Source organism: Lysinibacillus sp. NPDC058147 (assembly GCF_042884205.1).
Lineage (GTDB): Bacteria > Bacillota > Bacilli > Bacillales_A > Planococcaceae > Lysinibacillus.
Genome location: NZ_JBHVUJ010000005.1, coordinates 286,227 through 301,917, shown reverse-complemented (window position 1 = coordinate 301,917; position 15,691 = coordinate 286,227). Strand labels below are relative to the sequence as shown.

Here is a 15,691-nt window from a genome sequence, read left to right as displayed (position 1 = left end):
CGCAGATAAACAATGCGTCCGGAATCGGCTTTGTGCTTAGGCCTGCGTGATACAGGTCAGTTAGCCGTTATCGCATGGATGCGATGATTTTAGGCTAACATCGAACTCCTTTCCGATTCCGTGACATCCGCCGGAGGCTTTGAGTCAACAAGATGTTGGTCACTCAGTCGTTGCCACAGGACGTGGCGTTCTTAGACTGAGTTCCTCTATTTCAGCCGATGTTTGGACACCCGCTGAAAAGTGACTTAAAACTGCATTCATCCCTTCACCTATAGAGGTAGGAGACTTCTGTACCTGCCGCTTTCCCTTTCGCTACATAAGGCATTTGCTGAAAGAAGTTAATAGATGTCACGTTGATAGCGTTTCTGCTGTTTTAACTCTTGGACAAAGGCCTTCGCTTCCTCTGGCGTTTTTTGTCCCTGTTGTTCAATAACGTGAAGTATTGTTGCATCAACATCAGCAGCCATCGATTTTTCATCGCCACAGACGTAAATGACAGCTCCTTGCTCTAGCCATTCATAAAAGGCGACAGCATTTTCCTCAATTTTATGTTGAACATATATTTTTCTATCTGTATCACGTGAGAAGGCTACATGCATTTGACTGAGCGTGCCTGCAGCAAGCCAACGCTGCCAATCCGTTTGATAAAGAAAGTCTGTGACAAAATGTTGATCACCCAAAATTAGCCACGCTTTTCCTTCGACGCCTAATTCCTCACGTTCCTCCAAAAATGCACGATACGGGGCTACACCTGTACCTGCACCAATCATAATAATCGGTGTGTCCTCATGCTCTGGTAATCTGAAGTTTGGATTTTTATGAACATATATCGGTAGTGTATCTCCAATTTGAATACGTTCTGCCACACTTCCGGAGCAAACACCAAGACGTTGTCGTCCATTCGTCTCATAGCTTACTTTCCCAATTGTTAAATGCACTTCTTCACTATTCGCCTTTTGACTACTAGCAATGGAATATAGACGTGCGGGAATTTTACGTAGTAAATCTACAAATTGTTGCGCATCCCATATAAATGGTGCATAATCTTGCACAACGTCAAGTAAATCTCTTCCTTTTGCATAGTCCTTCCAGGAATTAGAGTCTTCAAGTAGCTTTGTAAATTCCTGATGGACCGTATAGGCACCAATTTTTTTTAACAACGGCTTTGACAATACAGTAATTTCTAGTTTCTTTTGTAATGCATCCTTTAATGGTAGCGTTTCTTCGAAGACGTTTACATTAGCTTGTGGATCAAACTGTAACGCTGTGATTAAAGCATCTACTAGCTTTTCATCATTATCTGGTTGAATACCGATACTATCTCCTGGTTCGAAATGGAAACTTGCACCTTCGATGGATAATTCAATATGGCGTGTTTCTTTATTTGATCCGCGGCCGTTTAAATTAATGTTTTCAAGTACTTCTGCATAGAACGGATTTTTACGAGAATATGTAGTGTCTCCTTGTGCTGTCTGATTTTCTGTAGTCGATGTAGCAGCTATATCGGTCTGTTGCAACAACTTCTGCTGAACAGCAGAGAACCATTGTGCTGCTGTGTCATCATAATCTACATCACAATCTGTGCGAGGGACGATTAGAGTTGCCCCTAATTTTGCAAGTTGCTCATCAAAATCCTTTCCTGTTTTACAGAAAAATTCATAAGAACTATCTCCTAAGGCTAGCACAGAATAATGAAGATGCTCTAACTTAGGAGCACGCTTACTATGCAAAAAATCGTAAAACTGTATCGCTTGATCAGGCGGATCCCCTTCCCCATGCGTGCTAACGATGAGCAAAAGATTCGTTACCTTTTTTAAATTATTTGGTTTAAACGTCGCTAACGATGCAATGGTTACATCCACATCGTTATCCTTCAAGGCTGAGGCATATTTTTCAGCTAACCCCTGGCTATTGCCTGTTTGTGAACCATATAAAATCGTCACTGTCTTGGTGTTTGTTTTTACTATCGGCGTTGCTTCTTCGACAACAGCATCAATAGTTGCTAGTGGTGCACTTAAATAGCCGTTTAACCACACCCTCTGTTCTCCTGTTAGTTTAGGAAGCAGCTCATTTAACAGCTTTACCTGCTCCTCATTAAATGGACTATTTACTACTTGCAGTTTCAATCTTGCCACCTCACGTATTCGTATCATTTTCTACTCTTAATTTGTCTGACAAAAACGTTTTTATCGAAGTCGGATTTTTTCCTTCTTTTCAATTTGGACCACATAGGAATTTTGTACAATCAATGTAATTGATCCGTGGTTCACAGTATTTAAAATTTGGCGAACATTATCTAATGCTAGATTTACATTTTCAGTTCTTTTATCTATCATTACAAAACACCTTCCTTAGTAAATCTTAATAATTGATAAATACGTTCCACTAAAACTTTCCTTACATTGTCGTCATAGCCTAAACTTTCACATAATATAACGTTCTTATTCTCGCAATCTTGTAATCGCTTTGTTATGCTTTGGCGCAATATCCCAGTAAACAACAAATACGGCACTATAAATACTTGATTGGTCCTATTCTTCTCTTGCTGTAACCACTCTTCAAACGTAGGACCCATTCCATATAAAAAACATGTGTCTACAGCTTCATAAGCATATTTATCACGTAATCTTGCCGCAATTTTGGCTAAATCCCTCTTTACTTCTGGATCACTACTACCACGACCTATAAGTAAAACACTTGCATTGCTAAAAGATATCCTTGCTTCTAAAATTCTAGCCTGTAGTGTATCAATTAATAGTTCATGTACACCAAGTGGCTCACCGTATGTAAATCGCACTTGTGGATGCTGTTTTTTTGCTTGATCAATCTCTCTTGGAATATCGTGCTTGGCATGTTGAGCAGCTAGCAATAAAATAGGCACGATGGCTATAGCTGTAGCCCCTTGGTTAATACAGCTTGCTATACCTTCAGCAATTGTTGGTGTCGCGAGTTCTAAAAAACTTATTTCTTGAATCGGAATTTCAATCTCCTGTTGTACACTCTTTAGAAAGGATATGGCTTGCTCTACTCCTGCTTTTACTCTACTTCCATGAGCGATATATAAAATGGCTTGCATGACCCCACATCCTTATACAGAAATTTCTGCCAATTGTGGCTGTGGAATGTTTTGCTCGAACCATTTAATTGTTTCTCTCAAAGTCACAACTTTCCCTACTACAATTACGCTTGGATTTTGAATATTTTCTCGCTGCACTAGTTCTTCAATATTAGCTAAAGTACCTGTGACCGTTTTTTGTTGAGAAAATGTACCCCAATGAATGAGAGCTATTGGTGTTTCTTGATCACGGCCATACTTAAGTAGCTGCTGACGGATATAGGGGAGGTTACCAACCCCCATATAAATAGCAATTGTATCAATCCCTTTTGCAAGGCTTTCCCATCGAATGGCATCATCTTTGCCCTCTCTCATATGTCCAGTGACCACTGCAAAACTTGAGCTTAAATCACGATGTGTAACAGGAATCCCTGCATAGGCAGGAGCTGCTATCCCTGAAGTAATGCCAGGCACAATTTCAAATGGAATATTATGCTGAGCTAGCACCTCTGCTTCCTCAGCCCCCCTTCCAAACACGAATGGGTCGCCTCCCTTTAATCTCGTCACAATCAATCCTTGCTGCGCATAGCTGACAAGTGAATGATTAATTTGCTCTTGAATCATGGCATGCTGCTGAGGTAGCTTACCGCAAAAGATGAGCTTAGCCTCTTGTTTGGCATAGGATAGTAGATTCTTATTGATCAGTCTGTCATACAAGATAACATCTGCACATTCGATACACCGCAATCCTTTTACAGTGATAAGATCCACATCGCCAGGACCAGCACCCACTATAAAAACTTTTCCCATTTGATTTCACTCCCTCTTGTCAGATAGAAAAAAAGACTCAAATCATTCATAGGCAGAGCAATGTCTGTGAATAATTTGAGCCTCTAGTTTGCTAGTCAGCTACGTATTTAATTCTTAGTAATATAATAAGAATAATATATAATATAGTATATTCTGTCAACAGTTTATTTAATGCCTAGAATATGATATTTATTTTATTTACTTAATTAAAGAAAAAACCAGGTGTCACTTGCTGACATCTGGTTTTTCTGAGATCTATCTTATTTGAATTAAAATCTACGAGGACCTCTAAATGGTGGACCTGGTCTGAAACCCGGTCCGAAAAACGGGGGTCTGAAAAACGGCGGTCCGAAAAATGGTGGTCGGAAAAATGGTGGTCCGAAAAATGGCGGTCCAAAAAACGGTGGTCCGAAAAATGGTGGTCGGAAAAACGGCCCACCTACTGGCATAAAGCCTCCTGGAAAACCTCCGAAGAATGTCATAAGCTTCCTCCCTTTTTTTATTCTATCTTATGTAGGAGGATGCATTTATCACATGTCTATTGCCTATTCTATTTTTCTTCTCCCAAACGTTGCACAAAATTTGCTAGTGTACGTACCATTACTCCTGTACCACCTTTTGGACCTAAATCATGTACAGCAATCGCATCTGACGTTCCCGCAATATCTAAGTGAATCCATGGTGTATCACCAACAAACTCACCAACGAAGCCTCCTCCAAAAATCATGTGCCCATCACGACCAGGAGAGTTATTTAAATCAGCGACGTCTGATTTACGAATTCGTTTTTTATCATTTTCTGTTAAAGGCATGCGCCATACAAATTCATCAGTCTCTTGTGCAGCTTCCATGAAAGCAGCAAAAAAGTCATCGTCATTAGAAAGTGCACCTGTTTTATCCATACCAAGTGCTGTAATCACTCCACCTGTTAACGTTGCAACATCGATCAGAGAAGTAGCTCCTTGTTGTTTAGCATATGTAGTAGCGTCTGCTAATACTAAACGTCCTTCCGCATCAGTATTTAAAACTTCTACCGTCTTACCGCTATATGTCGTAATGACATCATCCGGCTTAAATGCAGTGCCAGATACCATATTATCGGTAGAACCAATAACTGCTACGACATTTTTATTAGGACGTAATTCACCGATGATTTTCATGGCACCTAGGACTGCTGCCGCACCGCCCATATCGCCCTTCATGCCTACCATTGCATCTCTCGGCTTTAAGGAATAGCCACCTGTATCATACGTAACCCCTTTGCCGACAAGACCAATTGGATCATCAAAATCTTCAGTCGCTTTATATTTTAATGTGATTAAACGAGGTTCTTCATGGGAGCCCTGATTAACACATAAAATACCGCCCATACCGAGCTCCTCTAATTGTGCTTTATCTAAAATTTCTACTTCAAAATTGTACTCGACTGCAAGGGATTCTGCGTAATTAGCTAAGTCTGTCGCTGTCAATAAGTTTGGTGGTAAATTAATTAAGCTACGTGCTTCATTTACTGCATTTGCATAAATAGCACCAACTTCAAAGCTTGCTACCACTTCGTCTAAATCATCAGCAGTTGTTACAAGATGAACTGCGTCAATATATTTTTCTATTACATTTGATGTTGTTTTGTAATGAGGAATTGAATAATAACCAAGACCTAATCCTTCACCAGCTAAATATGCAACATCTGTTACAGTAATCGACTCTGTCGTAAAAGACTCAAGCCAAATTGAATATTCTTTAACCCTTAATGCTCTTAGTTCCTTGCCAACCAATCCAAATGCCGCTCGAACATCGCCTTCTGTTAAGTTTTTACGCTCATCTAAACCAACAAATAAAATGCGCTTAAGACTTGCGTGACCCTTCAAGAATGGCAATTTCGTAATATTTTTTAGCTCAGTAGATACATCTCCTGTACCAATCCACGCATCAAGAGATTCTCCGTAAAATGATGAAAAGCTTGCCCAATCCTGCATTTGCTCACGATGTTTAGAGACTCCTACTACTAACACTTCAGTAGAAACTGTTTCAAATGTTTTTGCTTCTTTTACAATATGCATGCTATATTCCTCCATTCAATATTTATTATACCTAAGTTTCAGAAAACGCGTAATATTTGGCTTTTAGAAAATAATGAATGTTATAATAAAAGCAATTATAAGTGAAGGTTGTGATGATTATGAGTTTACTTCAAAATACCCCTTTACTCGTTGCCCTTTTTGCAGTTCTCTTTGCACAATTTGTAAAAATCCCTATTCATTTTTTAATGACAAAAAAGATTAACTGGGGATTATTTACTTCCACCGGGGGTATGCCGAGTTCACACTCCGCTTCCGTAACAGGACTAACAACCTCTATTGCCTATGAAACAGGATTAGATTCCCCCATATTTGCCGTAGCCGCTATGTTTTCATTTATCGTCATGTATGACGCGAGTGGCGTACGCTATCAGGCAGGTCAACATGCAGCCGTATTAAATCAATTGCGTAAGGACTTTCAAACATTGCTTTATGATTTGAAAAAATGGCCACAAATGGATGGGCAAGAAAAAATGGAAGAGCTAAAAACATTGCTAGGCCATAAACGGAGCGAGGTATTTTTCGGGGCATTAACGGGCGTTTTTATCGCCATCATCACATACCAATTTATTTTGTGAAATATAGACACAGCCTCATGTTGAGGCTGTGTTTTTTTGTTTATCGGAACACTTTTGTGATTTATCGGAAACATTTCACGGTTTATCGGAATCTTTTGTGATTTTATGGGAAACTTTTCAAGATCTATCGGAAACATGCATAAAAAAATCAGCGGATGGCCAAGCATCCGCTGAAAGAAGTTAAAACATTCGATATCCACTTTTACGCAAATAAATCATGACAATTCCCGCAACAATTGAACCGGCAAAGCCACCAGATAAGATCGAAATATCTACAAATTGCAGTGCTTGTAACTTATCTAAAAGTGCTGGGAATGCGGAACCTGGCTTGAAAATATAATCAAAAAAGCTTACATCATCGACAATAAAGATAACAACAATTGGATACACTATCGCCATTAACCATGTCATTCGCAGAAGCATATTCAATAAAAATCCGATACCAAAGAACATGACAAAAAATAACACAATTGAAATGATTAACTGTACTAATGAAACTGGACCATCCATGTATGTATAACCTCCGTTTTCCTCTCATTAGTTTACATGATTACTACAGCGCTTTCAATGAGCATATCCTTGATTTCGCTTGTTCGTCATATTTAGGAATCCTCACCATAACGTGGGGTTGATTTCCGTTCCGACTGGGCGCTTTCCTGGGGGCGTCCGATGAGCCGCTTCGCTTCGCTGCAGGGTCTCATCTGTGACGCTAATCCCCGAGGAGTCGCCCAGCCTCCACTCCAATCAACTTATTTACATAATAGACGTTTTATCAAAAGTCATCCACACCTCTTGATGATTAGCCAATAAAAAACTATTGAAAACTAGTATACAACTAATTTTCAATAGTTTCTCGCTTTTCACTATGAAGCTGTTTGTGATAATAAATACTTTGGCGACTTCCAAAGCTCTGCCCATTTTTTAAAGGCCGCTATCACAATTATTAAGCCTAAAGTTAACATAATGACCGACAATACACCATTTAACACATTGTAACCAGCAGCCTCTGTATTCCAATAAACATTTTTAATCATCCAATAGCCCGCTACATTTACAGTGACATATAAATAGGCTAATGGGATAAAGCATGTTAAGGCGTAAATTCGCTTATCAGCAACTTTTAAGACCATTGTTACACCACATACTAAACCAATTGTCGCCATTAACTGGTTCGATACGCCAAATAATACCCATATCGAACTGATATCTCCTGAGTACAATAAATAGCCCCACATAAAACATGCCAGTGCACTTGCAAATATAGTACCTGGAAGCCAATTTGTACGCTTCAGAGGCTTGTATACATTGCCACCAAAATCTTGGATTAAATAGCGCGCTACACGTGTCCCAGCATCAATAGCCGTTAAAATAAAGACCGCTTCGAACATAATAACGAATTGATAGAAATATGAAGACAATTCGGCAAACCAAGGAATCCCCGTGAAAATATCAGTCATCCCGACTGCTAGCGTTACAGCTCCACCTGTGCGTCCTTCTAAATCCATCCCAATTCTTTCTGCTAATGCATGTAAATGAACCGGCTCCATTCCTAATGTAGCGAAGACTGCTGGAGCTGAATTAATCGCAAAATAATCTGCAGGATGAAGGGCCGTTGCTGCAATTAAAGCCATTACCCCTACTAAAGATTCTACGAGCATAGCACCAAACCCAACGATGCGAATATCTTCCCAGCGATCAATCATTTTCGGAGTTGTCCCAGAACCTACAAACGCATGGAAGCCAGAAATAGCCCCGCAAGCAATTGTAATAGAGACGAATGGCCATACAGGACCAGCAATTACTGGGCCACCACCATGAATAAACTCTGTAATTGGCGGGAATTGAATGATTGGGTTCACGAAAAAGACCCCGATGATTAACGCAATAAACACGCCAATTTTCATGAAACTACTTAAATAATCACGCGGCGCTAATAAAAGCCAAACAGGTAATGCCGCCGCAAAAAATGCATAGATTGGTAGTATAATAGCTAAAGTATTACGGTCAAACGTTAAAAAATCACCAAATGCTGTCCCTTGAATCATTGGTCCAATAAATACACCAACCATTAACAAAATAAAGCCAACTGTCGACGTAACAATTAAATTTCCTGTTTTACGATAAGCAATACCAACAAGCATTGCAATTGGAATCGTAATCCCTACCGCAAAAGTTCCCCATGGATTTCGCTCTAACGCACCAAGGACAACCATCGATAGCCCGGCCATTGTAATAGTAATAATGAAAAGCATTGCAAGGCCTGTACAGAATCCCGCAACAGGTCCTAACTCCTTCTTCATAACCTCTGATAACGACTTTCCTCCATGGCGCATAGAAGCGAATAACACTACCGCATCATGTACTGCACCACCGATTACTGCTCCAATTAACAACCAAAGGAGCCCTGGCAAATATCCAAATTGTGCAGCTAAAATAGGCCCGACTAACGGTCCAGCCGCTGCAATCGCTGCAAAATGATGCCCAAATGTTACCCATTTATTCGTCGGAACATAATCTTTACCATCCTCCAAAGCATGTGCTGGGGTGGGCGTATCATCTTTTATTTTAAGTACTTTTTTTGTGAAAAATATGCCATACAAACGATAGCTAATCATCAGCACACAAATAGAACCTATTACAATTGTAATCGCATTCATCTCATCACTCCTTTTACTTTTTCCACATCATAGCAAATGAACTAACCAATTATTCAAGAAATTCACCGAAATGTCAGAATTTTAAGTTGAAAGGGTGTTTTCTACTGTTGAAATGCAGTTATTTTGATAGCTGAAAGATCTTTCGCACATCCTTCATATAAAGCCTGCTGACAGGTATCGAATGTCTATTATGCAAAATCAAATTGTATTTAGTACTGCTCCAAGGCTCCAGTTCTTCAATATGTTCTAAGTTGACGATAAATGCCCGATGAACACGCACAAAACCTTTTAAAGTAAGCTTTTTCTCCAAAGTAGCTAACGACTCTGAAGCAAAATATCTCCCTTTCTCAGTAACAACAATCGTCTTACTATCTTCAGATGTACAATATAAAATTTCCTGTATTTTTATAAGTAAAATTCGATCATTCACATAAACTGTTAATTTATCAAGCTTGTCCAATTGTAAATGCTTTAATTTTTCCATCGTTTTAGTCTGTGTTGCTCTTCTTTTGGCCACTAGCCTCTCAACTGCTCTTTGTACACGCTCTTGCTCAAACGGTTTCAAAATATAATCAAAAGCGTTCACTTCGAATGCCTGGAGTGCATACTCATCATAAGCAGTAGCAAAAATAATTTCAGGTTTAAGTATGTTTTGTTGTAGCTGTTTTGCTAATTCAAGGCCATTATTTACACCTAGCTGAATATCTAAAAACACACAATCAATCTGCTCAAACTGTGGGTCCTGCAGTATGTCCTCCAAATCCTCCGATTCACCAATGATTTGAACTAACTTTGTTTGCTCCAATAAATATCGCAATTCAGCCCTTGCTAACGGTTCATCATCTACAATATAGACATTTAACATTTCTCTACTCCCATCTTGTAGCTTTTAACGGCAGCTGGATCATAATTTTCGTGCCAACATCTAACGTACTTGAAATGTGAAAATCTGCCTCAGCTCCATAAATTTCATGAATACGTTGATAAATATTCCATAACGCTGTCCCTGTTCCTTGCTCGGATTGCATGATCGTTTTGCCAAGCTGTTTTACCTGCTCTTTTCTCATCCCACAACCATTATCCTCTGTTGACAGCAATAGCATATTATTGATTCGTTGCACCTTGACGTCAATTTTGCCTTCCTTACGATTTTTAAAGGCATGATAAATGGCATTTTCAACAAGTGGCTGTAAAGTAAATGGGGGAATTTGTACGTCAAAAAGTGTTTCATCCAAGTTAAATTGGACATCATAGCGGTTCGGAAACCTCGTTTGTTCAATCGACAAATAAGCCTCCACGTGGTCAATTTCATTTTTTAACGGAATCAGCATTTGACGAGCTCCCTGCAAATTACTCCTAAAAAATGTACTAAGCTTTATCAATAATGCTCTAGCCTCATCAGCATCCGTTCGAATCAAACTTGAAATAGTATTGAGACTATTAAAAAAGAAATGAGGATGAACCTGTGCTTGTAGCGCTTTAATTTCGGCATCCTTTAATAGCTTTCTTTGCTGCTCAATTTCAGCATATTCAAGCTGCGAGGAAAATAGTCGACTGAGGCCCTCAGCAAGCTCCTTTTTCGCCCCTGTTAATGAAGAAACATTGTTAAAATATAGCTTTAATGTACCTACCGTTTTATGCTGTACTTTTAATGGTAAAACAATCGCAGCACTTAACGGACAATCTTCATGTGGACAATTGATTTCTTTTGCGGACGTCGCTGTAATAATTCGTCCTTCTACTAATACCCGTTTCGTTAAAGCCGTCATTATTTCTTGATGGATGACATGATGGTCCTCGCCCACTCCTGCATGTGCTAAGATTCCATTTGTATCCGTAATCGCGACTGCATCAACCTCGATCTCTCTTTTAATAATTTCTGCAACCGTTCGGCAAGATTCTTCGTTTAACCCTTTACGAAAATGTTCAATTGTTTGTTGGGCAATAGAAAAAGCATGGTGTGTTTGTAATGCTTTTGTGCGCTCTTCCTCATCAATAAAAGTTTTAATAATAATGAAAAATATTAAAATCCCAAAGGCGTTCATAAAAATCATCGGTAGCGCTATTAAAGAAACTAATTGCAAAGCTTGTTCAAATGGTTTTGCCACAAGTAAAATAACAATCATTTGTAAAGTCTCTGCACAAATTCCGATGATAACAGCTTTTTTATAGGAGAAGGTTTGACGTATTTTTAATTGCTTACTTAAACTACCAGTGATGAATCCTGCTAGTATTGTAGAAACACCACAGGCAACCGCTGTAAAACCGCCAAGGGTAATACGATGAATCCCTGCAATAACCCCCACGCTAACACCAACAAGTGGCCCACCAAAAATACCAGCAATCGCTACGCCAATTAGCCTCGTATTCGCAATGGCCTCCTCTGCATTTATAGAGCTATGTATCATTTGATTTAAAGGATTAATGGACCCACTTTCAATTTTTATCCCTGTATAGCTACTAACTATACTTAAAGCACTAAAGATAACAATGAGCCAAACTTTTTCCTTAACCCCTTGATCCTGAAAAAGCACTCCCCGAAAGAGGCGCCATCTTGACATTAAAAAGGCAAACACAATGATTAGCCCTACTCGCTCTAGCATAAATAAAAATAGCTCCATCATAGGTTTCCCCCTCTATCACTCTATTTTTTAAAGAACAATTTATAAGAAGAATAACCGAAGACATCTCCAGGATTAATGCCTTCAATCCCCTCTAATTGATGCTTTTCAAATTGATTAGATGCCATTTCCTTTAACATCACTGATGTCATTTCATCCTGAGCGAGCTCCTTTGGATACATCCACTTCGCTTCCAATATTTCATTTTCCTGAATGCAAATCTTCTGCTGCTCATCTTTCATCCGACAATAAAATATAGCCATATTATCACTAATGTCACCACGAATCACACCCGTTCGAAAACCAATTAAGCCTGATACGTAGCAATCAATACCCGTTTCTTCCTTTAATTCGCGAACAACAGCCTCATCTACTGTTTCACCAGCATTGACAAAACCAGCTGGCAATGACCATCTTCCCTTTAATCCGCTATATGCCTTTTTGACAACTAGCCATTGTCCTAACTCATTTACTGTAACTCCTGCAACACCTAACCAAACTTTTCCTCTGTCTTTTTTCATAATCATCTTCACCTCTATATCACTATTATAACGGGCAATTTTCCATATATAGAAGTATTAATTCAGAATTTTATGGTTACTCCTCACTCTCAAACATAAAGTATACATGTACGCCAATTTTGTAAATATGTTACACTATTTAAAATATAGAATATTCACTCTATTTAGAGGAGAGAGTTTTATGTTAAACGAATTATCACCTAATGGAAAGCTTTTTATTTTTGCGATAGCGTTACTTTTACTATCGCCCGTAATTGTTTTCATGTTGCCCCTTACTGTTTCCCAAACGTTTTATTATAGTAGTGATAATATCGTGCTGATCAATCCAATAAGCAACTTCACTATGCTTTTCCTAGCAATTACACTAATCATTTTAACGTTGATCTTACTTGGTTTCAAAAGAAATAAATATACCTATCTGATTACGATTATAACAATTGTGAGCGGTCTGGTTTTAGGCTATTTTTCTCTTTTAAGTTATATCGCTATACAGAATACACGAATTGTTTTCAAAGAATATCTCCATAAAACTACATATGAATGGCAGGATATTAAGGAAGTCATTTATGAGTATGAAATAGGTACAGTAGGCACTTTTTATTTCCAAACGAAAAATAACGAAAAGTTTGTCATTGAAGAAAACGGACAATTTGGCCCAGAGGAAAAAAGCGCTATTTACAATTTAGCAAATGAAAATGGCGCAATATTTATAGAACGCGAGAAGGCAAAGTAACGATTATCAATTATGCCCCGGCATAATTGCGTCCGGAATCGGCTTTGTGCTTAGGCCTGCAGATGTTTTCTGCGCGAAAGCGTAGTGCTAACGCAGCGACAGCAACGTCTCTTTGTCTGTGCGAAAGCGAAGCGTCAGCAACACAGCACCGATGCAGATTAATTAGCCGTTATCGCATGGATGCGATGGTTTTAGGCTAATATCCCCTAAGAACTCCCTTCCGATTCCGTGACATCCGCCGGAGGCTTTAACTTCTTTCAGCAATTATCTTCTGTAGCAAAAGCGAAGCGTCAGCTACAGGTGTCTTTTGCTGAAAAAAGTTAAAAAAAGCCACTTTCGAATAGAACGAAAGTGGCTTAAGACTGTAATCTACCTTTTCATGTTATAAGTTGTGTTCCGAAAATTTCCATTCCTAAGCAACGAATACTTACGCTTCCAGCTGCTCCATATCCCAATTAAGCGTTAATATATTTTTTAATCGGATGACCTGATCTTCTCCAATTGTATTGACCAGTTGTTTTTCTATTTCTGCTTTACAGTATTGATTTTTTTCAAAGCAGTCTTCACCAAATTCAGTCATACGAATAGCTTTATGTTTTTTACTATGTTCGACACTCATAACCGTTACCAACCCTTTAACTTCCAAACTCTTAATTATTTTATGGGTTGCTTGTCTTGAAAATTTAACATTTTTAGCTACATCTGAAATCGTAAGTTGCTTTTTATTAACAATACCCAGAATATACCATTCCGAATTTGAAATATAAATATCGTTATGCTTATTCCACTTCTCTTCCGCAAGTCTTCGAAGTAGTTCGTGACGTTCGCTCAGCAAATCAATGACATCTCGATTCTGCAATTCGTCCTTCAACTAGTTCACCTTCATTTCATTTTTTTCGTTACTAATATACAAAAAACAGCAGCAATCGTCAACTAAGTTGACAAAAATCATTTAATTGCTTACAATAAATTTAGTCAACTTAGTTGACAATATAGTTTGTTGGAGGGGATATATATGTATAACATTGGCGATGTAGTCATTTACTCATCACATGGACTTTGTTCTATTGAAGATATTTGTGAACAAACCTTTAACGACATTACTAGATCTTATTACGTTTTACAACCACTAAATGAACCACAATTAATCATTCGTACCCCTATTGACAATTCCAAAAAGCAGCTTAGAGATATTATAAAAAAAGAAGAAGCCCTAAGTATTTTACATTCATTCACATCACCTGGTGTGGAATGGATTGAACAAAATACACATCGAATGAGATTTCATTTAGAAATCATTAAATCCGGCAATCGCCAAAAACAAGCAAAGCTTTTAAACACATTGTTACGAAAAAAGCTCGAATATAAGACCAATGAAAAAAAATTCCCTAACCAGGAAGAAAAAATACTGCAATCTTTACAGGATACTATCTTTTCAGAGTTTTCCATAGCTCTAAATAAATCTTCCGATGAAATTTATGATTATGTATTAACACAGCTTCACTAATTACGAATTATCGGTACAGTAGTAAGGCCACGATTAGAAATAATCGTGGCTTATTTCTTATTAAAAAGATATACAAAAAGATTCTGCTTCATTGTTTAAGCAATGTAATAATTCGTGTTTAAAACCTCCATTCTCTATTAATACTAAAGCCTTCTCAATATCAAAAAACCGACCTATTCTGTACGTTTTTTTCTTATAAAAAGTCATAAAAAAAGCCTCCTTCATTTATCATGTTTGACAACATCATAAATCAAAGAAGCTTATTATTAGATCCCATTACTAATGAGCTTTATGTTTATTTTTTAATCACAAATCTCAGGCGTACCTTCACGTTTCGCCGTTTTGAAAGACGTGCCACAGCCGCATGATGCGATCGCATTTGGATTGTCGATCGTGAAGCCACCACCCATTAGTGATTGCTTATAGTCAATTTTTGTCCCCATTAAAATCGGCGCATCTTCACGGGAAACAAGAATTGTTAAACCATGCTGTACATCTTCAAAATCATCTTCTTTTTTCTCTTTATCAAAATGCATGCCGTATGATAGGCCACTGCATCCGCCTCCATTAACAACTACACGTAAAAACGAACCTTGCTCTTCATTGTGCTCCATCATTCCATTAATATGAAAGACAGCCGCCTCAGTAATTTCAATTACTTGCTTACTTGTCATCCCAATCACCTTCCTTCTTACTTATTATCATATCAATTTTGACTATTGTATGACAAACATTCAGCTTCAACAGAATTTTAGTTAATTAGCAATAGTTAAGGATGACATTTGTTAAAACATATGCTCAGTAGTTGATTGGGTGGCAAGGTGACTTCTTGGGCTTATCCGATTACTTTTCTGGGATACCCGATCACTTCCGGGCTTATCCGATCACTTTTCAGGGGTACCTGATCACTTCCGGGCCTTACCCGATCACTTTTCTGGGGCACCTGATCACTTCCGGGCCTTACCTGATCACTTCTGGGGCTTACACGATCACTTTTCAGGGGTACCTGATCACTTCCGGGCCTTACCCGATCACTTTTCTGGGGTACCTGATCACTTCCGGGCCTTACCCGATCACTTTTCTGGGGTACCTGATCACTTCCGGGCCTTACCCGATCACTTTTCTGGGGTAC

General features: G+C 38.6%; 17 protein-coding genes. 4 read left to right on the top strand and 13 right to left on the bottom strand.

Features of this window, described 5'->3' with window-relative positions:
* Positions 1-338: 338 nt before the first annotated feature.
* The 6 genes from ACFVT8_RS16975 to ACFVT8_RS16950 all read right to left on the bottom strand — a co-directional run bounded on the left by ACFVT8_RS16975 (position 339) and on the right by ACFVT8_RS16950 (position 5,924).
* Positions 339-2,126 (bottom strand): assimilatory sulfite reductase (NADPH) flavoprotein subunit, encoded by a 1,788-nt coding sequence (locus tag ACFVT8_RS16975; RefSeq protein WP_387083665.1) that lies wholly within the window; start codon positions 2,124-2,126, stop codon positions 339-341.
* Between the two features lie 60 nt (positions 2,127-2,186).
* Positions 2,187-2,336, bottom strand: coding sequence for a YezD family protein (locus tag ACFVT8_RS16970; RefSeq protein ID WP_370042262.1), 150 nt, complete (start codon positions 2,334-2,336; stop codon positions 2,187-2,189).
* The gene (locus ACFVT8_RS16965; protein ID WP_387083664.1) at positions 2,336-3,076 is read right to left on the bottom strand and encodes a sirohydrochlorin chelatase; all 741 of its coding nucleotides are present in this window, start codon (positions 3,074-3,076) and stop codon (positions 2,336-2,338) included. The genes ACFVT8_RS16970 and ACFVT8_RS16965 overlap by 1 nt, the downstream gene beginning before the upstream one ends.
* A gap of 12 nt (positions 3,077-3,088) precedes the next feature.
* Positions 3,089-3,865, bottom strand: coding sequence for a uroporphyrinogen-III C-methyltransferase (gene cobA, locus ACFVT8_RS16960; protein ID WP_387083663.1), 777 nt, complete (start codon positions 3,863-3,865; stop codon positions 3,089-3,091).
* Positions 3,866-4,134: 269 nt separating this feature from the next.
* Complete coding sequence (locus tag ACFVT8_RS16955; RefSeq protein ID WP_387083662.1) at positions 4,135-4,347, bottom strand: hypothetical protein; 213 nt, start codon at positions 4,345-4,347, stop codon at positions 4,135-4,137.
* A 68-nt stretch (positions 4,348-4,415) separates the two neighbouring features.
* Complete coding sequence (locus tag ACFVT8_RS16950) at positions 4,416-5,924, bottom strand: leucyl aminopeptidase (protein ID WP_387083661.1); 1,509 nt, start codon at positions 5,922-5,924, stop codon at positions 4,416-4,418.
* Between the two features lie 113 nt (positions 5,925-6,037).
* On the opposite strand from ACFVT8_RS16950, the gene ACFVT8_RS16945 reads away from it, so the two are divergent.
* Positions 6,038-6,520, top strand: a complete 483-nt coding sequence (locus tag ACFVT8_RS16945) for a divergent PAP2 family protein (protein ID WP_387083660.1) — start codon at positions 6,038-6,040, stop codon at positions 6,518-6,520.
* A gap of 180 nt (positions 6,521-6,700) precedes the next feature.
* Here the strand turns inward: ACFVT8_RS16945 and ACFVT8_RS16940 are convergent, their stop codons facing one another.
* The 5 genes from ACFVT8_RS16940 to ACFVT8_RS16920 form a co-directional block, all read right to left on the bottom strand.
* The gene (locus tag ACFVT8_RS16940) at positions 6,701-7,030 is read right to left on the bottom strand and encodes a YuiB family protein (RefSeq protein ID WP_387083659.1); all 330 of its coding nucleotides are present in this window, start codon (positions 7,028-7,030) and stop codon (positions 6,701-6,703) included.
* 353 nt (positions 7,031-7,383) lie between these two features.
* Positions 7,384-9,177, bottom strand: a complete 1,794-nt coding sequence (gene cstA / locus ACFVT8_RS16935; protein WP_387083658.1) for a carbon starvation protein CstA — start codon at positions 9,175-9,177, stop codon at positions 7,384-7,386.
* Between the two features lie 118 nt (positions 9,178-9,295).
* Complete coding sequence (locus tag ACFVT8_RS16930; protein ID WP_387083657.1) at positions 9,296-10,042, bottom strand: LytR/AlgR family response regulator transcription factor; 747 nt, start codon at positions 10,040-10,042, stop codon at positions 9,296-9,298.
* A gap of 4 nt (positions 10,043-10,046) precedes the next feature.
* Positions 10,047-11,798 carry a LytS/YhcK type 5TM receptor domain-containing protein gene (locus tag ACFVT8_RS16925; protein WP_387083715.1) on the bottom strand — a complete coding sequence of 584 codons (1,752 nt, stop codon included), beginning with the start codon at positions 11,796-11,798 and terminating at the stop codon, positions 10,047-10,049.
* Positions 11,799-11,821: 23 nt separating this feature from the next.
* Positions 11,822-12,319, bottom strand: coding sequence for an NUDIX hydrolase (locus ACFVT8_RS16920; protein WP_387083656.1), 498 nt, complete (start codon positions 12,317-12,319; stop codon positions 11,822-11,824).
* 181 nt (positions 12,320-12,500) lie between these two features.
* Here ACFVT8_RS16920 and ACFVT8_RS16915 point away from each other — a divergent pair, with 181 nt between their 5' ends.
* Positions 12,501-13,052 (top strand): hypothetical protein, encoded by a 552-nt coding sequence (locus tag ACFVT8_RS16915; protein WP_387083655.1) that lies wholly within the window; start codon positions 12,501-12,503, stop codon positions 13,050-13,052.
* A gap of 427 nt (positions 13,053-13,479) precedes the next feature.
* Here ACFVT8_RS16915 and ACFVT8_RS16910 read toward each other — a convergent pair whose 3' ends face one another.
* Positions 13,480-13,923, bottom strand: a complete 444-nt coding sequence (locus ACFVT8_RS16910) for a MarR family winged helix-turn-helix transcriptional regulator (RefSeq protein ID WP_387083654.1) — start codon at positions 13,921-13,923, stop codon at positions 13,480-13,482.
* 144 nt (positions 13,924-14,067) lie between these two features.
* On the opposite strand from ACFVT8_RS16910, the gene ACFVT8_RS16905 reads away from it, so the two are divergent.
* Positions 14,068-14,559, top strand: coding sequence for a CarD family transcriptional regulator (locus tag ACFVT8_RS16905; protein ID WP_387083653.1), 492 nt, complete (start codon positions 14,068-14,070; stop codon positions 14,557-14,559).
* A gap of 302 nt (positions 14,560-14,861) precedes the next feature.
* Here ACFVT8_RS16905 and ACFVT8_RS16900 read toward each other — a convergent pair whose 3' ends face one another.
* Positions 14,862-15,233, bottom strand: coding sequence for a HesB/IscA family protein (locus tag ACFVT8_RS16900; RefSeq protein ID WP_387083652.1), 372 nt, complete (start codon positions 15,231-15,233; stop codon positions 14,862-14,864).
* 155 nt (positions 15,234-15,388) lie between these two features.
* Here ACFVT8_RS16900 and ACFVT8_RS16895 point away from each other — a divergent pair.
* On the top strand, positions 15,389-15,691 hold a 303-nt coding region (locus ACFVT8_RS16895), incomplete at its 3' end, for a hypothetical protein (protein WP_387083651.1).